Annotated in this window: 17 protein-coding genes; 7 read left to right on the top strand and 10 right to left on the bottom strand. The window is 64.0% G+C overall.

The window, feature by feature from the left end:
* The first annotated feature begins 5 nt into the window (after positions 1 to 5).
* The 3 genes from IVA92_RS30500 (at position 6) to IVA92_RS30490 (ending at position 2,600) form a co-directional block, all read left to right on the top strand.
* Positions 6 to 407, top strand: coding sequence for a VOC family protein (locus IVA92_RS30500; RefSeq protein WP_247277266.1), 402 nt, complete (start codon positions 6 to 8; stop codon positions 405 to 407).
* A 252-nt stretch (positions 408 to 659) separates the two neighbouring features.
* Positions 660 to 1,295, top strand: coding sequence for a cell envelope biogenesis protein TolA (locus tag IVA92_RS30495; RefSeq protein ID WP_247277265.1), 636 nt, complete (start codon positions 660 to 662; stop codon positions 1,293 to 1,295).
* Between the two features lie 798 nt (positions 1,296 to 2,093).
* Positions 2,094 to 2,600, top strand: coding sequence for a hypothetical protein (locus tag IVA92_RS30490; RefSeq protein ID WP_247277264.1), 507 nt, complete (start codon positions 2,094 to 2,096; stop codon positions 2,598 to 2,600).
* 144 nt (positions 2,601 to 2,744) lie between these two features.
* On the opposite strand, the gene IVA92_RS30485 is transcribed toward IVA92_RS30490, so the two are convergent.
* From IVA92_RS30485 to IVA92_RS30475, 3 genes are all read right to left on the bottom strand, one after another.
* Positions 2,745 to 3,542, bottom strand: a complete 798-nt coding sequence (locus IVA92_RS30485) for a transglycosylase SLT domain-containing protein (protein ID WP_247277263.1) — start codon at positions 3,540 to 3,542, stop codon at positions 2,745 to 2,747.
* Positions 3,543 to 3,868: 326 nt separating this feature from the next.
* On the bottom strand, positions 3,869 to 4,849 hold the full coding sequence (locus IVA92_RS30480; protein WP_247277314.1) for a hypothetical protein: 981 nt from the start codon (positions 4,847 to 4,849) through the stop codon (positions 3,869 to 3,871).
* Positions 4,850 to 5,135: 286 nt separating this feature from the next.
* Positions 5,136 to 5,918, bottom strand: coding sequence for a class I SAM-dependent methyltransferase (locus tag IVA92_RS30475; RefSeq protein WP_247277262.1), 783 nt, complete (start codon positions 5,916 to 5,918; stop codon positions 5,136 to 5,138).
* Between the two features lie 109 nt (positions 5,919 to 6,027).
* Between IVA92_RS30475 and IVA92_RS30470 the strand changes: the two genes are divergently transcribed.
* Positions 6,028 to 6,294: a DUF2312 domain-containing protein gene (locus tag IVA92_RS30470; protein ID WP_025575662.1), complete on the top strand. Its 267-nt coding sequence runs from the start codon at positions 6,028 to 6,030 to the stop codon at positions 6,292 to 6,294.
* Between the two features lie 117 nt (positions 6,295 to 6,411).
* Here IVA92_RS30470 and IVA92_RS30465 read toward each other — a convergent pair whose 3' ends face one another.
* Positions 6,412 to 6,927, bottom strand: a complete 516-nt coding sequence (locus tag IVA92_RS30465; RefSeq protein ID WP_247277261.1) for a ParB N-terminal domain-containing protein — start codon at positions 6,925 to 6,927, stop codon at positions 6,412 to 6,414.
* Positions 6,928 to 7,930: 1,003 nt separating this feature from the next.
* Positions 7,931 to 11,704 (bottom strand): vitamin B12-dependent ribonucleotide reductase, encoded by a 3,774-nt coding sequence (locus IVA92_RS30460; RefSeq protein ID WP_247277260.1) that lies wholly within the window; start codon positions 11,702 to 11,704, stop codon positions 7,931 to 7,933.
* A gap of 757 nt (positions 11,705 to 12,461) precedes the next feature.
* Here IVA92_RS30460 and IVA92_RS30455 point away from each other — a divergent pair.
* Positions 12,462 to 13,358, top strand: coding sequence for a DMT family transporter (locus tag IVA92_RS30455; protein ID WP_247277259.1), 897 nt, complete (start codon positions 12,462 to 12,464; stop codon positions 13,356 to 13,358).
* On the opposite strand, the gene IVA92_RS30450 is transcribed toward IVA92_RS30455, so the two are convergent.
* From IVA92_RS30450 to IVA92_RS30440, 3 genes are all read right to left on the bottom strand, one after another.
* Positions 13,324 to 15,615: a CHASE3 domain-containing protein gene (locus IVA92_RS30450; RefSeq protein WP_247277258.1), complete on the bottom strand. Its 2,292-nt coding sequence runs from the start codon at positions 15,613 to 15,615 to the stop codon at positions 13,324 to 13,326. The two genes, IVA92_RS30455 and IVA92_RS30450, sit on opposite strands and share 35 nt — an antisense overlap.
* Positions 15,612 to 16,034 (bottom strand): response regulator, encoded by a 423-nt coding sequence (locus tag IVA92_RS30445; protein WP_247277257.1) that lies wholly within the window; start codon positions 16,032 to 16,034, stop codon positions 15,612 to 15,614. The genes IVA92_RS30450 and IVA92_RS30445 overlap by 4 nt, the downstream gene beginning before the upstream one ends.
* 226 nt (positions 16,035 to 16,260) lie before the next feature.
* A complete protein-coding gene (locus IVA92_RS30440) occupies positions 16,261 to 16,926 on the bottom strand; it encodes a BA14K family protein (protein ID WP_247277256.1) in 666 nt (221 codons plus the stop codon).
* Positions 16,927 to 17,166: 240 nt separating this feature from the next.
* On the opposite strand from IVA92_RS30440, the gene IVA92_RS30435 reads away from it, so the two are divergent.
* Positions 17,167 to 17,577, top strand: coding sequence for an NADH:ubiquinone oxidoreductase subunit NDUFA12 (locus IVA92_RS30435; protein WP_247277255.1), 411 nt, complete (start codon positions 17,167 to 17,169; stop codon positions 17,575 to 17,577).
* Between the two features lie 414 nt (positions 17,578 to 17,991).
* Here IVA92_RS30435 and IVA92_RS30430 read toward each other — a convergent pair whose 3' ends face one another.
* Positions 17,992 to 18,678: a DJ-1/PfpI family protein gene (locus IVA92_RS30430; protein ID WP_247277254.1), complete on the bottom strand. Its 687-nt coding sequence runs from the start codon at positions 18,676 to 18,678 to the stop codon at positions 17,992 to 17,994.
* A 91-nt stretch (positions 18,679 to 18,769) separates the two neighbouring features.
* On the opposite strand from IVA92_RS30430, the gene IVA92_RS30425 reads away from it, so the two are divergent.
* A complete protein-coding gene (locus IVA92_RS30425; protein WP_247277253.1) occupies positions 18,770 to 19,708 on the top strand; it encodes a GlxA family transcriptional regulator in 939 nt (312 codons plus the stop codon).
* A 237-nt stretch (positions 19,709 to 19,945) separates the two neighbouring features.
* Here IVA92_RS30425 and IVA92_RS30420 read toward each other — a convergent pair whose 3' ends face one another.
* Entirely contained in the window at positions 19,946 to 20,683 is a 738-nt protein-coding gene (locus tag IVA92_RS30420; protein ID WP_247277252.1) for a hypothetical protein, read from the bottom strand.
* Positions 20,684 to 21,130: the final 447 nt, after the last annotated feature.

Here is a 21,130-nt window from a genome sequence, read left to right as displayed (position 1 = left end):
CCATCATGACCTTCCTCCTCAACATCGACGTCCCCGACGTCGCGCAAGCGACGACCTTCTACACCGAAGCATTCGGCCTGACGGTCGGCCGCCGCTTCGACGCCGACTTCGTCGAGCTCTTGGGTTGGCCGGCGCCGGTGTATCTGCTCACCAAGCAGGCCGGCACAATCGGCGCCGGCGGCGATCGCCGTCGCTACGCGCGGCACTGGACGCCCGTGCATATCGACGTCGTCGTCGATGATGTCGATGCCGCCGTCGAACGCGCGCTGCGCGCCGGCGCGATCCTCGAAGTTGTCGCAAGCGATGCGCCCTATGGGCGGATCGCGATGCTGGCCGATCCGTTCGGGCACGGCTTCTGTCTGCTGGCGTTCAGCGAGCGCGGATATGACGCGCTGCTCGGGGCTTAGGTCGAGCGGGGCGGAGCCGGTCAAAGCAAAGTTGTGAAAACAACCCCATGCACAGTAGAAAACATGAGGGATTTCAGAGTTCTGCAAGTCCGAATATTTTTCCGATCGGGCGAGCAGGGCACGTGGCACCGATGCTCCGGGCCGACTTCGGCGATCCCGAATAGCGTTTGACTCGTCGGGCAAAACAGGGGCAGACTGGCATGATGGCGCCGGTGCGACGGAAGCTGGTGCGTCGCCAGGCCGTGGGGCGAGATGCCAAAAAAACTCAAAAGAAAACTGAAGACCTATCAGACTTCGCTCGGCTTCTACGACCAGGCGGTCGCCGCGCCCTCGATGAAGGCAGCGCTGGAGGCGTGGGGCGCCAGCTCCAACCTGTTCCATCAAGGCGTGGCGAAAGAGACCGACGACCCCGACATCGTCGCCGCGACCATGGCAAGCCCCGGGGTTGTGCTCAGGCGTCCGGTCGGCTCGGACGGCCCGTTCACCGAAAGCGCCGAACTGCCGACTGACCTCGGCGACGGCGAGGCCAGGCCGAAACGTAAACCCAAGCCAAGCAAGCGTCCGGCCAAGACGGCAAAGACACCGTCCCGCAAGATTGACGATCGACAGGCGCGCGAGGCCGCCGCGGCGTTCGAGAAGGAAGAGCGGCGGCGCGAAGCCGAGCGCAGGAAAGAGGAGACCGCCCGCGCCAAGGAGCGCGCACGCCGCGACAAGGCGGTCGCGAGCACGCAGGCGGCGCTGGACAAGGCGAGGCGCGAGCACGAGGCTCGCACCGAAGAGATCGAAGCCGAGCGGGCTGCCCTCGATGAACGTGCGGAGGCGGAGCAGAGCCGGTGGGACAAGCAGAGGATGAAGCTGGAGGAGGCGGTGCGTCGGGCGCGGGAGTAGGCGGCTGGTGGCGGAGCGGCCGGATTCGCCAAAGCCGGCAGCGGGCGTTCGAGCAGGTCGAAAACGAATTAGGCTTGCCTTGCTTTGCGTCCTTGCGCACTCTGGCGGGAAGGAGGCCAACGCATGAAGACAATGACCGCCGCGTGTGCGCTCGGAACGGCCCTGGTGCTGTGCAGCCTTGGAACGTCAGGTGCTGAAGCCCGGGCGCGGAAGGCGCAAGTCGTTCGTGAACCCCAGCAGAGACTTATCGTCACGGCGCCCGTGCTCAGGCCAACGCCGTGGGATTACTATATCGTTCCACGATATCGCTATCGTCCTGAAGACGACCGGGTCGATCCATACGGCCCGCCACTGGTTTCGTCGTGGGTCCGCTATGAGGGATGGCGGTGGCCATACTGGTGGTGAACAACCATCAGATTCTGCGGCATGTGGTGATCGGCCATCGACGGACGCAGAACTGACCGGCTTGCGGTCGGCGGAAAACGCCGGCCGATGATAGGCCCCGCGCCGAATGCGCGGGCACAACACCCGGATTTCGCCACGCGCGCTCCGGGCCACGCTCACACAACCGCTTATTTCTCGCTCGACAGCTCGAGTCCCTGCGCACCTCCCATCTCCGCCACCCGCGATCAGAACAGGTTGAGCACGTCCAGGTTCAACATCGCTGCGTGCGACGTCAGCGATTAGGAAAATGGCAAACCTGAGACTGTCAAGGATTCATTGAGGTAGAATGACATTTATCCCCGTAATAAACCCAATGCTGTTAAGGGTTCGGGGTGCGTATTGGGAGGATCAATCATGGCAAGTGTTGAACAATTGCGCAGACGGGACGGAGTGAATCTGGTCCAACTCGAAGCGGACATTGCGTCGGTACGCTCGGGAAGCTCTATTACTTCCATTGCTCTGCCTGATTACGTCGAGCACACCGCGGGCGTGTCGCGCGTCGGCGCGCTCAGTGCAGAGGCGGTCATCCGCGACTACGAGTCTGCTGCAAAAGAGATCGAGGCCATGGGCACCGAGTTGATCGACGCCGCGCACAAATGCGAGGCGCTGACAGCCCAGGTCCATGATGCGATCGCGTTCATGCGAGAGACGGCGGCGGGGTATCGTGAAGAGGGACGGAGGATCTTCAAGCGCATCGAAGAATGCGCGCTGTTCACCGAGGACGTCCGCAAGACTTGCGAACAGGTCAAGCGTAGAATGGCCGAAGTTTCGGTAGGCCCGTCTTCCGATGAGGAGCTTGCGCCGCAAGAGCCCGAGTTGAGCGGGATCGCCGGACAGGTGACGATGAGCGAGATACGGTGAGGCGCGCGTAGAGCGTAGTTCGTAGGATGGGTCGAGCTCTTGCGAAACCCGTCGTCGCGCGCAGCGTCGTTAGTATCGCTTCCGCTCGCCGAGTTACGGCGGACAAGTCGCTCCGCCCATCCTACGGTCTGCGAAACGCATCATCTAATCGCCGTCATCCGCCGCAAGGCGCTGAAACTGCCGCTTCATCGCGTTGACCCTGGCGACGTAGCTTGCGACGAGGTGATCGCCGCAGCGCTCGCCGGCCAGCATCTGAAACTTGCGGCGCGCATAGGCTGTGGCGGGACCTGCGCCGCAGAGATGGATGAAGGCGGCCAGATCCTGCTTCTGTTGCGCGCCTGCCTTGAGATCGCCCGCGAGGGTGAGAACCAAGGCCACTTGGCGGTCCAGATACACCGATGCCAGCTCGACGGCATGGCTCGGGATCGCGCGGATGTAGAAGCTGTTGAACCCGCAAGCCGTCTCCGTGACTGCGTTGCCGCGGACACAGAACCGGGCCGCTTCAGCGAAGGCGGGATCGGTCATCTGGTAGAGACCGACGGCGCTGGAGGCCGGCCGGTAGATCGCGAGCGGATTGAAGCTCCATCGCCAGCGCCAATAGGTGCGCGCGACGGGATTGCCGGAACTTTCGACCTGCGCCAGCGCAGCCAGCAATTCCGGCGTGACGACAGCGGTGGAATAGGTGCGGAAGAGCGACCCGTAATTCGCCCACGTCTCCGCCGGCTCCTTGTCGAGGGCATGTCCGAGAAGGACGAACAACTCGGTCGGCTTGCGGATCAACTGATAGGCCATGTTCAGAAGCGCGATGGCCGCAAGCAGGATTGCGACGCCAGCCGCGATCCGAACCATCCGCGGTGATCGCACGAACGTCTTGCGCATCCACCGGGCGCCTCGCCGGAGCTTGCGAAGGCGAGAGAGGAGGCGCTTGCTTTTCTTTGGCATGCCGTTTCGGGAGTGCGACCAGCGCAGATGATGGACTTGGTTAATGCAATCTAGGCTATTTGTTTGAGCATGATCTTTGCGGAAAACCGCTGCGCACTTTCGCTCGCGGCTCCATGGCGTCAACATCAGCAAGGCGGAGACCGTCAACGGATTCGGAATCGCATCCTCTCTGACATCCACGGTCGAAGCTACCGGATCATGAAGCGCAGCACAGGTACTCCGGCATCGCGATCGAGGACGACGATCGCCGGCACAGCGTGTCATACAAGGTGTTCTGGACCTTCAAATCCAATCGCGCCTTCGGGAAAAAAGCCCGCCCTGCGGGCTCACCAATCCGGATAGCCGTAAGGTTCGACCATGTAGGGCGGCGGAGGCATCCAGGGGCCTCGCGGCGGTCTGGGCCGTCGGGGTTCGGCCGCTGATACGTGCGGCCGGGCATGCGCAGCCGCATCGTTGTTCGTCACGCTTCGCACGACGGGCTTCGCGGCTGCAGACGCGGACGAAGCGGTGAGTTGCGTTTGCAGCGCCTGGACCTGCGCGGCGAGGCGCGCATTGTCCGCGGCATCCTTCTCCTGCGCCGCCTTGAGCTGTTGAATGGTGTCGGCCTGCTCACGCTGGGTCTGCTCGTTGCGGCTTTTCAGTTGTTCAAGCTTCCCGTTGATGCTCGCAAGCTCGCTCGTGATGGCCTTGAGCGATTGCGCAAGATCAGACGATGACGGGTCAGGCGCTGTGGCGCCAGGCTTTGGGGCGCTTTCCGTTTCCTTAGCTGTCGGCGGCGCGGGCAGCGGGCTCGACTCATCCGCAGCAGCCAGTTGCACTGCCGGCGGCTGCGCCGGAGTTTCCACCGCGGGCGGGGGCTTGCTCGCGGCCGACGGAACCCATCGTGCCATGATCGACGTGCTGATCGATTTGGCCTCATCGCGATATTGCGACGCGAAGGCGGCACCGAGAAGGCCGATTGCCAGCACCAGGCCGACCAAAGCGCGCACCATGGTCCGGTCTCCCTTCAAGCCGTGATCGCGAACCTTGGCATCAGGCGCGAGCGCCTTGCTTTCGGAAGTTGCGGCTGCCGTCGCACCGGCCCTGGCGTGCGAGGCCCGCTGGCCTTCGCTGTTGCGTTCCATTCCGGAAACCAGCCGGTCCAGCCGCGCAAGGTCTTCCTCTGCGCTCTTGATCCGGTCATAGGCTCGCGCCAGCCCGCCGTCGGCGCGCGCCTCGTCCGGCTTGGCGGTGTCAGGCTTGTCGGCATCAGGCTTGTGGGTATCAGGGTTGGGGTCGCTCGTTTCAGGCACCGATGCGCTCTCCATCCGGTCGGGCGTCAATGGGAGGCGGTCCGATCACTGGAAGGATAGGTCTCGCCGCTGTCCAACACAACGCGTGTGCAAAGGAAAAATTATGGCGGGCTCGGGAGCCGGGCGGAGCGAGGCCGCTAGCGTCTCCGGCGCATGAATTACGGTGACAGTGCACTTAATTGACACCGACCAAGCGTGAATCGAGCCGCAGATTCGGCAGGGCGGCGATGGCGGACGAATTTAGTGCACTGTCACCGCGATTCCTGCGGGTTGTCACAGGAATTCCTGCTTCCCCACATGTTCAGCGCGGCTTACGTCCGCTGATCGCGTGCGCGCGGGCGCTGCAGGTGATGCGGCCGTCCGCATCAGTGGGCAGGCGCGCCCTCACGCGCTGCATGAGTGCGGCGACGTCGGCCGCCGGCATGACCGCGATCACGGGTGCGGTGGAGGGGGCCTTCGTCTCCACATTCCAGAACTCGTCGAAATCGGCAAACGTCCGCTGCACGGCGATCTCGCGGGTCTCGATCTGCTGCAGCCCGGCCGCGCTCCAAAGGCTCTGAAGCGCTGCAAGAGTGGACACTTCCATATGCGGCGGACGCGTCGGCGACAGCCCCATCGCGTACATCTCATCGAGGATCGGATCGAGCGGAAATCCGCCGCCCAGCATGTCCCACATGTAGGTCGCAACGAGGCCGCCGGGACGAACGATGCGCGCCAATTCCGCGACACCTTGCGAGGGGGTCCGCACGAACACGAGAACCAATGCCATCACCGCGGCATCGAAACTTGCCGCCTCAAAGGGCAGTGCCATGGCATCGCCGGTTTGAAACACGGCCCCGCGCGCGCCGGGACGCCTGCGGGCAAAGGCGAGCTGTCCCTCGGAGGGATCGATGCCCTGCACGTCGCTGGGTGCGCAGCGTGCAAGAATGAGCTCGGTGAAGGCGCCATTGCCGCAACCGACATCGATCCAGCGCAGCCCTTGTGCCGGCTCAAGCCAGTCGAGAAAGACCTCGCCGACCGAACGGCTCCAGACTCCCATCACCTGCTCATAGGCGGCACCGTCATCGAAGCGAAGCTCGGGCATGCAACGGCTCCCTCGGCGTTTTTCAGCAGGCAATGGGCGGGCGACGAGGTTAACACATTGGTCATTTCTTTGCGGGCATTTTCACGATCCCAGTCAGCAAAGAGGCACCATGTCCGACATCACCATTCCCGGCGGCAAGATCCGTTCCTTCGTCGAGCGGATCGAGAACCTCGACAGCGAAATGCAGGAGTTGAGCGAACAGAAGAAGGAAGTCTTCGCGGAAGCCAAGGGCGAGGGCTTCGACGTGAAAATCCTCAAGGAGATCATCAAGCTGCGCAAGGAAGACAAGAACGAGCGCGATGAGCGCGAAAGCCTGCTCGATCTCTACATGCGCGCGATGGAGACGGCGTCGCCGGAGCAGGCGAAAGCGGCGTGAGAGGATCGCGGTAATGCAAGGAGAGATAGCCGCGGCTTGCGGCTATCTCTCCCGTAGGACGACGAACTGATCGATTTATGATGGGGCGTTTGGTTCAATCCCGCTGAAACCTGGCCATCAATAGCGGCCGCCGCTGCCCTTTTGTTGCGTGATCCAGTCCGACAATGTCTTGGGTTTCGCTTTCGCAGTCCGGCCCTGCGATGCCCTCGAATTGTCGCGGTCGCCTTTCGTTGGGCGGCTGCGCGGCGCTTCCGTTGCGCCAGCGCTCTTCAAGGTAGCCGTCGATGCCTCCGCGGCTTCTTTCTCCAGGCGCAACTGTTTCAATCGCGCCATCTTGATACGCTCTGCCTCGATTTCGGGTCGCTCGGCGCGCAGCGGCTTGTGCTCAGCAAGCTCCACTGTGACGACCACGCCGAGAATGGTCGTCTCTCCGAGCGCCTTGCAGGCTTCGAGCCGATGCAGTCCCTCGACAAGGACGAGGCGATCTCCATCGAGCCGAACGGAGATCGGGGTCTGTTGTCCGATGTCCAGGATACTTTCCGCGATCTCCCCGACGATCTCGGGCTTGAGTGCTTTCTTCTGCTTCGTGGGAACGAAGATCTTCTCGATCGGGAAGCTTTCCGGTTTGGGCATACTTGACTCCACATCTACCGGGCCCGTCCGAACCCATGCCGGTGAGGTTAGAAGTTTAGGAGGTGAGGGCTCGACAGCAAAAGAAATTTTGGCGGCGGGTCACGGAGACGATGTTGGATTGCGGTAACACCTACATGTCAGTCCGGCGGAACCGGGCAGCGTCGGTCCCGACGGGCGTCATCTCAGCGTCGAGGGCAGCAGGAAGATGGCGGCGGCGGTGGTGTGGATGATGAGATAGACGGGGATTTTCGGAGACTGAGGCTTGATCGCTCGGAGCGAGCCCGTCGTATAGATTAGCCGAAGGCGTAATCCACCGCCGCCTGCTGCTGCTCACTAAACATTAAAAGGTGATCTCGTCGTCGATATCTCGACCGAGAAGATCGAGCGGAGGCCAAGTCGGCGGCCGATCCGCATCTTGGGATGAACCGACCGCTGATTTGCTTTAAGTCCCCTTAGATCGTCTGGATAGAAGTCAATAACGTCCTGCAGGTCGATGTCACGGATCTCCCTGTCCGAATTCCTCACTTTCAATGGTAGGTTTCAGTTCTCTTGTCTGACCAAGTTGTTCGATGGCTCGAGAAAAAATCGATGTGTAATGAGTCTCTCTGTCGATATCAGTCTTGGCTTCACTGATTCTTGTTTGTTGACGAGAATCAGCAAGCGCCACACGATGAGTGGGAGACCCACTGCGCCTGCTAAGACGGGAAGGGCAGCCTTAGCAGCATCAGCAGCTCGCTTTTGATCTCCGCTCAGCAGATCTGCCAGCAGCCATCCGATCGCTAGAAAGCCAACAACAACAAGCAAAATGAAGAGAGCAATTCCGATAATGGTGACCGGGGGTCGAAATCTCAGACGTTGGCTGTTCGAGGGTGCCGATCAGTTTTAAAGGCCATCCACGAGTATCGGTACGCTTCTCCATTTGAGGCTCGCACAGGTTGTCAATTTGATTGCAATAAAGGCCGCTCGTTTGAGCGGCCTTTACATGTTCAACCCAAGTAAGAGTTCACGAACAACCCGTCGTACTTCCGCAAGTATCACACTTCATGCAGGTGCCATTCCGCACCAGGGTGAAGTTGCCGCACTCCGAGCACATCTCGCCCTCGTAGCCCTTGGCCTTGGCTTCCGCGCGGCGCTCGGCCTTGCTGGGGACCGCGACCGTTCCGGCGCTGCTGGCCTTGCTCCACTGAAGCTGCTCGAGCTTCTCCGTGGGGGAGAGATCGTGCTGGGCTTCCTGCTTCAGGGCGACGGCGCCTTCGAGGGCATCGCCGACACGAGCACTCGTGCTATGCGAGGCCATCGCCGTGACCTTGCTGCCGCCTGACGGCGCGCTGTCGTTGCCTTGCGAGACCGCGGTCGAGCCGCCGCGCATCACGACCAGCTTGTCGGTGCGCGAGCGGGTGAGGCCGCGCGAGACCAGCTTGGTCGCGTGGTGGCCGCCGTCCTCGTCCGGCTCCTTACCTTCCTCAACGCCCTTGCCGAGCGCGTCAAAGCCGGTCTCGTTGGGATCGACGTGGGCGAGGTCGAAGCGAGAAAGGTAGCTCACCGCCAGCTCACGGAAGACGTAGTCGAGGATCGAGGTCGCGTACTTGATGCTGTCGTTGCCCTGCACGGGTCCCGCCGGCTCGAAGCGGGTGAAGGTGAAGGCGTCGACATATTCGTCGAGCGGCACGCCGTATTGCAGGCCGAGCGACACCGCGATGGCGAAGTTGTTGATGAAGGAGCGGAGCGCGGCGCCTTCCTTGTGCATGTCGATGAAGATCTCGCCGAGACGGCCGTCGTCATACTCGCCGGTGCGCAAGTAGACTTTATGCCCGCCGACGACCGCCTTCTGGGTGTAGCCCTTGCGGCGATCCGGCATCTTCTCGCGCTCGCGCATCACGATGATGCGCTCGACGAGCTTCTCGACGATCTTCTCCGAGACCTGGGCGGCACGCGCCGCCATCGGCTTTTCGTAGAGCTGCTCGACCGCATCGTCCTCGTCCTCATCGTCGCTGATGAGCTGCGAGTTGAGCGGCTGGGAGAGCTTGGAGCCGTCGCGATAGAGCGCGTTGGCCTTCAGCGCGAGCTTCCACGACAGCATGTAGGCGGACTTGCAGTCCTCCACCGTGGCGTCGTTCGGCATGTTGATGGTCTTGGAGATCGCACCCGAGATGAAGGGCTGCGCCGCCGCCATCATGCGGATGTGGCTCTCGACCGAGAGATAGCGCTTGCCGATCTTGCCGCACGGATTGGCGCAGTCGAACACCGGATAGTGCTCGGCCTTGAGGTGCGGGGCACCTTCCACCGTCATCGCGCCGCAGATGTGGACGTTGGCCGCCTCGATCTCGCGCTTGGTGAAGCCCACGGCCTGGAGCAGGTCGAAGCCGGGGGCTGCAATGGCTTCAGCGCCGATGCCGAGCTGGTCGCGGATGAAGTCTTCGCCAAAGGTCCACTTGTTGAAGGCGAACTTGATGTCGAAGGCGGTCGGCAGGGCTTTTTCGACCTTGGCGATGGCTTCATCGGTGAAGCCCTTGGCCTTCAGGGTCGAGGCGTTGATGCCCGGCGCGTTGGAGAGCGAGCCGTGGCCGACGGCGTAGGCTTCGATCTCCGCGATCTCGCTCTCGCGATAGCCGAGCGCGCGCAGCGCTGCGGGGACCGCGCGGTTGATGATCTTGAAGTAGCCGCCGCCGGCGAGCTTCTTGAATTTCACCAGCGCGAAGTCGGGCTCGATGCCGGTGGTGTCGCAATCCATGACGAGGCCGATCGTGCCGGTCGGCGCGATCACCGTGGTCTGGGCGTTGCGATAACCGTGCTGCTCGCCGAGCTCGAGCGCCGCATCCCAGGCCGCCTTGGCATGCGCGACCAGGTCCTGCTGCGGGCACGAGGCGTGGTCGAGCGGCACCGGGTTGACGCTGAGCGCCTCATAGCCGGAGGACTCGCCATGCGCGGCGCGGCGGTGGTTGCGGATCACGCGCAGCATGTGCGCGGCGTTCTTCTTGTAGCCGGGGAACGTGCCGAGCTCGGAGGCGATCTCGGCCGAGGTCTTGTAGGTGATGCCGGTCATCACCGCAGTCAGGGCGCCGCAGAGCGCGCGGCCTTCCTTGCTGTCATAGGACAGGCCCATGGTCATCAAGAGGCCGCCGATATTGGCGTAGCCGAGGCCGAGCGTGCGGAACTCATAGGAGAGCTCGGCGATCGCTTTGGACGGGAACTGCGCCATCATCACCGAGATTTCGAGCACGAGGGTCCAGAGCCGGCAGAGATGCTCGTAGCCCTCGACGTCGAAATGCTTCGTCGTGGTGTTGTAGAACGTCAGCAGATTGGCGGAAGCGAGGTTGCACGCCGTGTCGTCCAGGAACATGTATTCCGAGCACGGATTGGACGCGCGGATGTCGCCGGACGCCTTGCAGGTGTGCCAGTCGTTCATCGTGGTGTTGAAGTGCAGGCCCGGGTCGGCCGAGGCCCAGGCGGCGTGGCCGATCTTCTCCCAGAGGTCGCGCGCTTTCAGCGTCTTCGTCACCTTCTTGGAGGTGCGAGCCGTCAGATTCCAGTCGCCGTCGGTCTCGACGGCGCGCAGAAAATCGTCCTTCAGCGAGACCGAGTTGTTGGAGTTCTGGCCGGAGACGGTGAGGTAGGCTTCCGAGTCCCAGTCCGTGTCGTAGGTGTCGAACTGGATGTCCTTGTAGCCTTGCTTGGCAAACTGGATGACGCGCTTGATGTAATTGTCAGGCACGAGGCTGCGGCGCGCGAGCTTGATCTCGCGGCGCAGGGCAGGGTTCTTCTCGGGATCGAAGCAATCGTCGCCCGAGCCTTCGCAATTGACGCAGGCCTTCAGCACCGCCTTGAGGTGCTTCTGGTTGATCTTGGATCCCGTGACGAGGGCGGCGACTTTCTGCTCCTCCTTCACCTTCCAGTCGATATAGGTCTCGATGTCGGGGTGATCGACGTCGACCACGACCATCTTGGCGGCGCGGCGCGTGGTGCCGCCGCTCTTGATGGCGCCGGCGGCGCGGTCGCCGATCTTGAGGAAGCTCATCAGGCCGCTCGAGCGGCCGCCGCCCGAGAGTTTCTCACCCTCACCGCGCAGGCGCGAAAAATTGGAGCCGGTGCCGGAGCCGTATTTGAACAGGCGCGCCTCGCGGACCCAGAGGTCCATGATGCCGCCCTCGTTGACGAGGTCGTCACCGACGCCCTGGATGAAGCAGGCGTGCGGCTGCGGGTGCTCATAGGCCGACTTGGACTTGGTCAGCTTGCCGGTGAAGGGGTCGACGTAATAATGGCCTTGGCCGGGCCCGTCGATGCCATAGGCCCAGTGCAGGCCGGTGTTGAACCATTGCGGCGAGTTCGGCGCGACCATCTGCATGGCGAGCATGTAGCGGAGCTCGTCGAAGAAGGCATGGGCGTCTTCCTCGGTCGAGAAATACTTGCCCTTCCAGCCCCAATAGGTCCAGCAGCCGGCGAGGCGATCGAACACCTGTTTTGCGCTGAGCTCGCTGACATAGCGCTCTTTCTCAGGTAGGACAGAAAGCGCCTCGGTGTCGGGCACCGAGCGCCACAGGAAGGAGGGGACGGACTCTTCCTCGACTTTCTTCAGGCGCGCGGCGACGCCGGCCTTGCGGAAATATTTCTGGGCAAGGACGTCGGAGGCGACCTGCGACCATTCGGTCGGCACCTCGACGTTCTCCAGCTTGAACACGACCGAGCCGTCGGGATTGCGAATCTCCGACGTGGTCAGCCGGAAATCGATTCCCGCATAAGGTGACTGTCCCGAAGTGGTGTGGCGCCGCTCAATCCGCATGGTCTTGCCCCGTCCTTAATCTTTGACCGAACCGCCTCCGTTCAGGCGTTCCCGTCGACATTTCGCTTCGCGAGTCCTTTTGGCCGTTCGGCCTCGGGCATCGCAGTTCAGCCGGTGAACCCGGCCCTTGTTCTCCCGACGCGATTGTTCGGTGCGCGCACCTCACATCCGCCGGCATGTCCAGGCCCATCCGCCCCAAGGGAATGAGCCCGACATGCGTTCAACGCCCCGCCGTCACTTCAACCGTTGCCATGCGAGCCTGTTGCCGGCCCGTTCTGGCGCCCGAAACGTCCTCCATCAAAGGGCAGACAAGCCCTCATCCGCTGCCTTTGGCTGGCGGGCGGAGTGTTGATTTGCGAGACCCTTTGGGGGAGTGCCGGCGGGACGCAAACTCACTCGCGCCGAACGGACCGAAAGCTAGGACTCTCCGCTGCGCCCGTCAAGAACTAGTGCGAGTTCCTGAATCAAATACTAAATATGGTGGATTGTGGGGGATAACAGGGGTCTCGGCCGCGCCTGCTGTGGAGCCAAGTATCAGTGAGTCCTCAGGGATTCCCAACCAAAAAAATTTGCATGCCGCACTGTTCGCAACTCTTCATCCCGCTGTTCACAGGGCAGGTATATTTTTGGCCGATGGGATTGCGTCAGCGGGACTCACGTAGCCCTACGGAAGGTGAGGGCAGGCATGCCCCCCGAGGTGGTGGTTTGCGCAGCGAATCCGCGCCAAGCTGACCTTCGATTTTGCCGGACCAACCCCATGCATGATTCGACCCGCCGGGATGCGCGGCCGCGCATCGCCCCGGCCGGACTGATGTTCCTCGCGATCACCTCGATCGGCTGGGGCTTCAACTGGCCGGTGACGAAATTCCTGCTCGCCGAGCTGCCGCCGCTGACGCTGCGCGGGGTCACCGGCGTGCTCGGCGCGGTGCTGCTGGCGCTGCTCGCGGTCGTGCGACGGCAGAGCCTGCGGGTCGAGGGCGTGGTCTGGCCGCGCTTACTGACCGCCGCGGTGCTCAACGTCACCGGCTGGATGGTGCTGATGGGTCTGGCGCTGCTCTGGCTGCCGGCGAGCGAGGCGGCGCTGATCGCCTACACCATGCCGGTCTGGGCCTCGATCATCGCCTGGCCGGTGCTGGGGGAGCGGCCGACCCTCTTGCGCACGCTGGGGCTGGCAATGGCCTTTGCCGGTCTTGCCTCGATCATGGGCGGCAATGGCATTGCCGCCAGCGCGGAAAAGCTGCCGGGCATTATCATGGCGCTGTGCGGCGCGTTCGGCTTTGCCGTCGGCACGGTGTTCTCGAAAAAGTACCCGATCCGCCTGCCGCCGATCACGGCGGCGGCCTGGCAGATCGGCATCGGCTGCCTGCCGATCTCGATCATCGGCCTCCTGGTCGAGACCACGCATCTGTCGCGGGTGACGCCGCTCGGCTGGTGGCTCTTGGTCTATTCGACCGTGGTGCAGTTCTGCATCGCCTATGTCAGCTGGTTCGCCGCGCTCGCGCGCCTGCCGGCCTCTGTCGCCGCGATCGGCACCATGGCCGTGCCGGTCATCGGCGTCGTCGCCTCGGCGATCGCGCTCGGCGAGCCGCTTGGCGCGGGCCAGATCGCCGCGCTGATCTTCACGCTGGCCGCCGTGGTGCTGGCGACGCGCTAATTTTGGTTGCCGCGATCCCGCCGCCCAGCGCCTTCCGGATCATCTCCGCGAGCTGGTTACGGCGGTAGGGTTTCGTCAGCAGCAACACGCCGTCGTCGAGCTTGCCGTGGTGGACGATGGCGTTGTCGGTATAGCCGGAGGTGTAGAGCACCTTCAGGCCGGGCCGGCGCTTGGCCACCTCCTCGGCGAGCTCGCGGCCGCTCATGCCGCCGGGAATGACGACGTCGGTGAAGAGCAGATCGAACGGCTGGCCGGCCTCGATTAATTGCAGTGCGGCGCGGCTGTCGGGCGCGGCCACCGTCTTGTAACCGAGGCTCTGCAGCTGCGCGGTGACGAAGTTGCGCACCAACGTGTCGTCCTCGACCACGAAGATGGTCTCGGCGCCGCCTTGGGCCTGCGGCGCGACGGGAGTGGCCACATCAACCGTGCCTTCACCCGGCGGCAGATAGAGCTTGATCGTGGTGCCGTAGCCTTCTTCGCTGTAGATCTTGATATGGCCGCCGGACTGCTTGACGAAGCCGTAGACCATGGACAGCCCAAGGCCCGAGCCCTTGCCGACTTCCTTGGTGGTGAAGAACGGCTCGAATGCCTTCTGCTGGACCTCGGCCGGCATGCCGGTGCCGGTGTCGCTGACGGCGAGCATCACGTAAGGGCCGGGCCGGACGTCCGGATTGTTCTGCGCATAGGCCTCGTCGAGCTCGACCCGGTGGGCCTCGAACAGCAACTTGCCGCCGTTCGGCATGGCGTCACGAGCGTTGATCGCCATGTTGAGCACGGCATTGGTGAGCCGGGACGGATCGATATGCGCCGTCATCGGCCCCTGCTCCAGCACGGTCTCGATCTGGATCTGCTCCCCGAGAGTGGGGCGCAGGAGCTTTGCGATATCCGCGACCGCGGCGCTGATCTCGACGTTGCGCGGCTGCAGCGGCTGCCTGCGCGCGAACGCCAGCAGATGCTGGATGAGATCGGCGCAGCGCTCTGCGGCATCGTCGATCAGCCGCGCCGTGCGCTGGAGCTCGGGCTGGTCCTTCAGGCTCGCCACCAGCGTCTCCGTGTTGCCGGAGATCACGGTCAGCATGTTGTTGAAGTCGTGCGCGACGCCGCCGGTCAGCTTGCCGATGGCATCCAGCTTCTGCGACTGATAGAGTTGGCGCTCTGTCTCGCGCGAGGTGGTGGCGTCGTGATAGACCAGCACAGCGCCGGAGATATTACCTTGCCCGTCCCGCATCGGCCGGCCGCTGATCATGAGATGGCGGGGAGAATTGTCACTGTGCGGGCGGACGATCATCTCCAGCTCTTCGAACTGCTCGCCGCGCAGCACGCGCGTCGACGGCAGCTCGTCGGCCTTCAGCGGCGTGACGCCGTCGCCGTGAAACACATCGGACAGCGCGCGCAGATTGCGCAAATTCATGCCGGCACGATGCAACAACATGCGCTCGGCGGCCGGATTGGATAGCAGGACGGTGCCCTCGGCATCGATAACCAGCACCGCCTCCGCCATGCTGCGAAACGTGCTCTGGAGCACGTTGACCGACAGGCGCAGCTCGTCATGGGCTGCGACCAGATGCTCGGTGCGCTCGGCCACCGCTGCCTCGAGCGCCTCCTTGGCGGCCGTGGTCTCGGTCAGCGTGCTCTGGAGCGCGACAGTGGTCCGCCGGCTCTCGCGCATCACCAGCGCGACAAGGAGCAGGATCAGCACGGCGCCCGCAACGTCGATGCCGAGCAGCACGATGCCGGTGCGGCGCGAATCCTGGGAGCGCGCGGTGAGCAGGCGTTCTTCCTCGGCGCTCAGATGGTCGAGATTGCGCATCACCGTGTCCATGAGGCCGCGGCCCTCGGCCTTGCCGTTAAGTGCGGCAATGCCGGCCTGGTCGTTCTCAGTGCGCAGGCGCATCGCCGCGGCGGCGATCTCGATCCGGCGCAGCGCCAGCGGCTCCGTGCCCTCCAGCAGCGCGACCTGATCCGGATGGTCGCGCACGTCGCGCTTGAGCTCGGCGAGGGCCGGCGCGATCCGGGCGCGGACTGCCTGGAACTCATCGCTGAAACCCGCGCTGCGATAGAGCTCGTAGCCGCGCGCGGCGCCCTCGGCACGGCGCAGCAGCACGCGCAGGTCGGAGATCTTCTTCTGCACCTGGACGGCGTGGTTGACCCAGGCCGCATCGGACCGCGACTTGAAGTCGAGGGCGATCGAGGCTGCGGTGATGATCAGGAGGATGGCAAGTCCAGCACCGAGAATGACGCGCTGCGTTGGGATCAAGGGGCTTCTTTCTTGTCCTTCGGCTGTGCGCTCTCGGCGGCACCGGCGAGGCATTCCCGGATCGTGGTCAGCAGCGCGTCCGGGGTGAACGGCTTGCGCAGGCAGCGGGTCGCGCCGAGCTCCAGCGCCATGCGGAGAAAGTCGGGGGAAGGCGAGGCGGATGAGGCGAAGGCGTAGCCGGACATCGCGATCAGCGGCGTGGCCGGCGCGCGCTCGTGAAAGATGCGGATGGACTCGAAGCCGCGCATGTGCGGCATGAAGATGTCGACCAGCATCACGTCGAAAGCCTGTGTTTCGAGCGCAGCCAATCCCGTTTCTCCGCCGTCGGTCAGCGTGACGTCGAAGCCCTGACGTTGGAGGAGGACTTCGATGGTTGCGCCGACCATCGGATCGTCATCAACCACGAGAATACGCGGCATGACACTTCCCAGCAATCGAGGTCCCCACTGTGATGGTGATATCCGCGAATCGTGGGTCGGGTCAATTTTGGATTGGATGGCAATTGATATGCACGGCGCGGTGAATAAAGGTCCATTTGAATGAAGCGTGATCCAAAAGTGGCGCGAAGCAAGTGAAGCGCACGACCAATACGAGAAAAGCGCCGCATCGCTGCGACGCCTTTTGCTTCAAATGCCGCAGATCGGCTTACGGGCAGGGATGCCGCTGGCCGTCATAGCCGAGATACGTACCCGAGGCCGGGTCGTACGACTTGTAGCGCTGCGCGCAATAAGCGTACGAGTCGCCGCCGCTGTCTGGCACCACGGCCACTGTCGGCTCATCATAATAGCTGTCGTAGTAATAGGGGTCGTCATAATAGCCATAGCCGCCGCCGTAATAGGCGTACGAGCCGAGGCCGCCGATCGCCGCACCTGCCGCGAAGCCGGGCCAGAAGCCGCCGCGCCGATGATGCCAGTGGCGACCGCTCCAGTTGCTCCCGCCCTGCCAGTTGCCCGCGGTTGCGACGCTGCGGCTGCCGCTGAAGGACGGCGACATCGCGGGGCGGCTCACCGTGCCGGCCGCGAAACTGCCAGCGCTGGGACGCATCGCAGTGCCGGCCGCGAAACTGCCGCCGCTCGGACGAACCGCTGCACCGGCCCCGAAATTGCCGCCACCGCCATGGAACGCGGCGCCGCCGCCGCCCATACGTGCACCGCCTCCGCCGAAATGAGCACCGCCACCACCGCCGCCACCGCCGACATGGGCGCCGCCCGCTCCGACCACGGCGGCACGACTCTGCGCGAAACTCGGGCTCGCCAAGGGAAGAACCAACGCCATCGCCGCGGCAGCACTCAGGTATTTCAGACTGTTCATGGTCAAACTCCTTTCCCGGAAGCAAACCCTATGAAAGCGTTGGGGTTCCTGGGATCACGCCGGTTTGCGTGCGAAAGAGAGCTTCAGCCGGTGCCGCTGTACCCGGGATGAATGGATCGCGGCCGCTTTGCGGCAGATCTTGCTCGGTAGCCGGATCTGCGGAGGCACCGACGCACCCTCCGAACTGGACATTTCGCCGTTCGGATGGCATCAGGACCCGAGGAAGCAGGGCCTTGCCGCATGAAACAATTCTTTCTCAAGTTCTTCACCTGGTGGAATGGCCAGACGTTTGGCACCCAGCTCTGGACCAAACGGTACGGCGAGCTGGTCGGCCAGGACGAGCAGGGCAATCTCTATTATCGCACTCGCGGCGGGGCGATTGATCCGACGCTCGGCTTCGAGCGGCGCTGGGTCGTCTATAACGGCTATGCCGAAGCGAGCCGCATCCCGCCGTCCTGGCACGGCTGGATCCATCACGTCGTCGATGTGCCGCCGACCGAGACCAACTATCAGCCGCGCGAGTGGGAAAAGCCGCACCAGCCGAATCTCACCGGTACGCCGAAGGCCTACCGTCCTTCGGGCTCGACCCTTGCCAGCGGGCGGCGGCCGAAGGCGACCGGCGACTATCAGCCCTGGACCCCGGCCAACTGAGCGTCTGCCCGGACGCGAATCTTTATCGCGACATTGGATGCACGCGCATCCGTTTCGCGCCGCTGGGGACAACGGGAACAGCGGGGATGCCGCCTGCGCCGGCGTTGCGCTCACGCCAGCGATGCGGCTCAATGGTCCCATCTTACGGAGATGGGAGACCATCGCGTTCGGTTCGGGCAACAGTTCGCGACTGTCCCGAGATGCAGCGGCCGCCGACCAGGACTCGATCGCGGAGATAGGCCCCCGGTCTGGAAGTTCGAAATCGCCCGATGGAATGTGCAGCCGCCGTAAGACAGGAAAGGCCGCTTGGGAAACCGAGCGGCCTTTTTCTTTGGGGGACCAGCACGAAGGTCACGTGCCCCAGACGCAGCGCAGCGCTACATGTTGGCCGCGTCGGGGACGCGAGAGCGCAGGCTACGCCATCCGCTCCGCTGCGCGCTTCACCGCCTCGAGCCGCCGCGCCTGGTTTTGCGCGCCGCGTTCGCGGAGCAGGGCCAGCACCTCGGCAGGCGCGGTGTCGGGCGAGCCTGAATTGAACGGCGGGGCGGGATTGTATTCCATCTGGAGCTGGATTGCTTCCGCCGTGGTGCGGTCGACCAGGATCGAGACCAGGGTCAGCGCGAAATCAATGCCGGCGGTGACGCCGCCGCCGGTGATGCGGTTGCGGTCGATGCAGACGCGTGTCCTGGTCGGCGTTGCGCCGAACTGGCTGAGCATCTCCATCGCGCTCCAATGGGTGGCGGCGCGGTAGCCCTTCAACAGGCCGGCGGCGCCAAGCGCCAGTGATCCCGTGCAGACCGAGGTGACGTATTTGGCGCCTTCGGCCTGCCGGCGCAGGAAATCGAGCACCTCCTCGTCGTTGAGCAGGTCGTTGGTGCCGCCGCCGCCGGGCACACAGATGACGTCAAGTTGCGGGCAGTCGGCAAAGGTCGTGGTCGGCGTCAGCGTCAGCACGGAATCGCTCGGCACGGGCTCGATCCGCTTCCAGATCAGGTGCAGCTTCGCGCCCGGAAGCATGGCGAACACCTGCAAGGGCCCGGTGAAGTCGAGCTGGGTGACACGCGGAAACACCAGGAGTCCGATCTGGAGCGGTGACGACATGGGAGCCTCCGAGGATGAGCTTGACGCCGGCAGGATCGCATGGTGCCCTTCCGTCCGAAATGACGTAATTCCCTCAGTTTCGGACATGACCATGATCGGCATCTTGATCTTCCCGGATTTTCAGTTGCTCGACGCGGCGGGCCCGATCTCGGCATTCGAGGTCGCAGCGCGCTGCACCGGCATGGCGCCGGGCATTCGCGTGCTGGCGGCGAAAGCGGGCCTCGTGCGCAGCTCCTCCGGGGTCGAGATGATGGCGCGCGATTTCAAGTCGGCGAATGCGATCACGACCCTGGTCGTGGCCGGCGGCGCGGGCGTCGCGGACGCCGCGCGCTGTGAGGTCACGCGCGCCTTCGTGCAGCGGCTGGCGCGGCGTGGCGTGCGGGTCGCCAGCGTCTGCTCGGGTGCCTACGTGCTGGCCGAAGCCGGCCTGCTCGACGGGCGCCGCGCCACCACTCATTGGGGGCGGACGCGCGATTTCGTCGCGCGATATCCCAAGGTGAAGTTCGAGCCGGACCAGATCTTCACCCGCGACGGCAATGTCTGGACCTCGGCAGGCATCTCCGCGGGCATTGATCTCGCGCTCGCGATGGTCACCGAGGACCACGGCGAAGAGATCGCGCAGCAGACCGCGCGCCAGCTCGTGCTCTATCATCGCCGCAGCGGCGGCCAGTCGCAATTCTCCTCGCTGCTGGAGCTGAAGGCGCCGAACGGCCGCTTCGGCGCACTGTTGTCCTGGGCGCGCGAAAATCTCGACGCGCCGCTGACGGTGGAGGACCTTGCCGATCGCGCCGGCATGAGCGCGCGACATTTCGCCCGTGCCTTTGCCGCCGAGACCGGCACGACGCCGTCCAAGGCGATCGAGCGGTTGCGGCTCGAAGCGGCACGCGAGCGCGTGCAGTCCTCGCGTGAGGCGATCGAGCTCGTCGCGGAAGTGACCGGATTCGGCGACCCCGAGCGAATGCGCCGCGCCTTCATCCGCGCCTTCGGCCAGCCGCCACAGGCGCTGCGGCGCGCGGCACGGGCAGGTTAGGGCGCGCGAGGACGAGGCCTCGCCGTGCGGTCCAACGCATCGGCATTTGAAAGGCGACGGATACCGTGCCTGAGACGTCGGCGCGAGTTCTCGAAGACGTGCGGAAAGTTTGCGGCCGTCACGCCGCCGGCGCTGCCTCGACCTCGAGATTGAGTTGCCGATCAGGCGACACGCCAGCCGCCAGTCCGCGCCGAACTGGGGCTCCTCCGCCTGGTGTGGCGCCAGGGCTTCGTTCCGTTAACTGCGCAACAGCACCGCTTCGCGCAGCACGCGGCTCGAGCTTAAGACAGAGCCGATTCCCAGGACCATCAGCAGCAAGCCCAGCCAGGTTGCTGTCCAGCCCTTTCCTCCATCGCCCGCCTCCGCAGGGGGCATGCCCACCGGAATAGCCGGTGGCACCGAGGCGGCGGCCGCGTCGCGTACCGCCGCGAGGGGCTTCTCCACGTCAATTTGGAACGGCACGGAATGTTCGGACGTGAACTGGCCGGTGGGAAGAGCGGTGAAAGGTGCGGCTGGCATCACGGCCGTCGTGCCCGTGCCGACAACGAGAGCGGCATCAGCTACCTTGACTTCGCGTGCAGGCGGCGGCGGCTGGACCCCCTCTGCCGGTGCGGAGCGTTGCAACTCCGCGCGTGCATCAACCACCGGGCTCCGCCTGAGCCGCGCGGCATCGTTCTGGTCGGGATTGGCGCCGCGGTTGGCCGCGCGACGATGTGCCGGCTTTTGCACCCTCGTGACACCCTCGGCCAGGAACCAACATTTGCGATGGCCGTCCCGCCGATAGACCCAGTGTTGGCCCGCGCCGGGCGAGTCGCCGGGCCGCGGCAAGCATTCCGCTTGCACGGGAGGGCTTGCTGCGGGCTCGCGCGAAGCGTTACCGAAAAAATCGGCAAAAGGGTTGGAAAACGCAGGTGTCGCTGCAAGAGCTCCAACAAGAACTAAACTCGTCAAGCAAAGCCGCAAATAACCGGACATCGAAAACTCCCGGTGTTGCGCCCCCCTACCAGTTCGACCCTTCGCGGCAAGATGGGCCGCGATGCGGCTCAAATCTGGCAGCGCCATGGATTCATTGTGTGCCCGCTGCGAGATCCTGAGCCGAATCCGAACGCGCTCCCAGCAGCTCACGCTTGCAAAATGCAGTGGCTAGTTCATGTGGTTGAGCCCCTCTTGCCGCCAGGCGGGTGGGCTAAATAGGTCAGCGGAAATGGCGCACTGAAGCGCATCAGGATTTGATTGCAGCGCTTGCGGACAGGTCGAGAATGCCCCGGGCTCACCCATCCACGGAGATGCGCTGTCTCATCCGAGACGTTTGTCCGTGCTTTGGATTTGCGAATTAATCTTCGGCTCACAGCAAATCGTTTGAAGGCTAATGATCGCCGGTATAGCATGAGCTTTTAAAGGGGTTTGAACGTGCCGCCTTCG

Source organism: Bradyrhizobium sp. 154 (assembly GCF_023073875.1).
Taxonomy (GTDB): domain Bacteria; phylum Pseudomonadota; class Alphaproteobacteria; order Rhizobiales; family Xanthobacteraceae; genus Bradyrhizobium.
This window is presented reverse-complemented; position numbering and strand designations above follow the sequence as displayed.

Excerpts from the sequence above, each read along its gene's own strand:
- IVA92_RS30500 (WP_247277266.1), top strand. The coding sequence starts at position 6 with ATGACCTTCCTCCTCAACATCGACGTCCCCGACGTCGCGCAAGCGACG.
- IVA92_RS30495 (WP_247277265.1), top strand. The coding sequence starts at position 660 with ATGCCAAAAAAACTCAAAAGAAAACTGAAGACCTATCAGACTTCGCTC.
- IVA92_RS30490 (WP_247277264.1), top strand. The coding sequence starts at position 2,094 with ATGGCAAGTGTTGAACAATTGCGCAGACGGGACGGAGTGAATCTGGTC.
- IVA92_RS30485 (WP_247277263.1), bottom strand. The coding sequence starts at position 3,542 with ATGCCAAAGAAAAGCAAGCGCCTCCTCTCTCGCCTTCGCAAGCTCCGG.
- IVA92_RS30480 (WP_247277314.1), bottom strand. The coding sequence starts at position 4,849 with ATGGAGAGCGCATCGGTGCCTGAAACGAGCGACCCCAACCCTGATACC.
- IVA92_RS30475 (WP_247277262.1), bottom strand. The coding sequence starts at position 5,918 with ATGCCCGAGCTTCGCTTCGATGACGGTGCCGCCTATGAGCAGGTGATG.
- IVA92_RS30470 (WP_025575662.1), top strand. The coding sequence starts at position 6,028 with ATGTCCGACATCACCATTCCCGGCGGCAAGATCCGTTCCTTCGTCGAG.
- IVA92_RS30465 (WP_247277261.1), bottom strand. The coding sequence starts at position 6,927 with ATGCCCAAACCGGAAAGCTTCCCGATCGAGAAGATCTTCGTTCCCACG.
- IVA92_RS30460 (WP_247277260.1), bottom strand. The coding sequence starts at position 11,704 with ATGCGGATTGAGCGGCGCCACACCACTTCGGGACAGTCACCTTATGCG.
- IVA92_RS30455 (WP_247277259.1), top strand. The coding sequence starts at position 12,462 with ATGCATGATTCGACCCGCCGGGATGCGCGGCCGCGCATCGCCCCGGCC.
- IVA92_RS30445 (WP_247277257.1), bottom strand. The coding sequence starts at position 16,034 with ATGCCGCGTATTCTCGTGGTTGATGACGATCCGATGGTCGGCGCAACC.
- IVA92_RS30440 (WP_247277256.1), bottom strand. The coding sequence starts at position 16,926 with ATGAACAGTCTGAAATACCTGAGTGCTGCCGCGGCGATGGCGTTGGTT.
- IVA92_RS30435 (WP_247277255.1), top strand. The coding sequence starts at position 17,167 with ATGAAACAATTCTTTCTCAAGTTCTTCACCTGGTGGAATGGCCAGACG.
- IVA92_RS30430 (WP_247277254.1), bottom strand. The coding sequence starts at position 18,678 with ATGTCGTCACCGCTCCAGATCGGACTCCTGGTGTTTCCGCGTGTCACC.
- IVA92_RS30425 (WP_247277253.1), top strand. The coding sequence starts at position 18,770 with ATGATCGGCATCTTGATCTTCCCGGATTTTCAGTTGCTCGACGCGGCG.
- IVA92_RS30420 (WP_247277252.1), bottom strand. The coding sequence starts at position 20,683 with ATGTCCGGTTATTTGCGGCTTTGCTTGACGAGTTTAGTTCTTGTTGGA.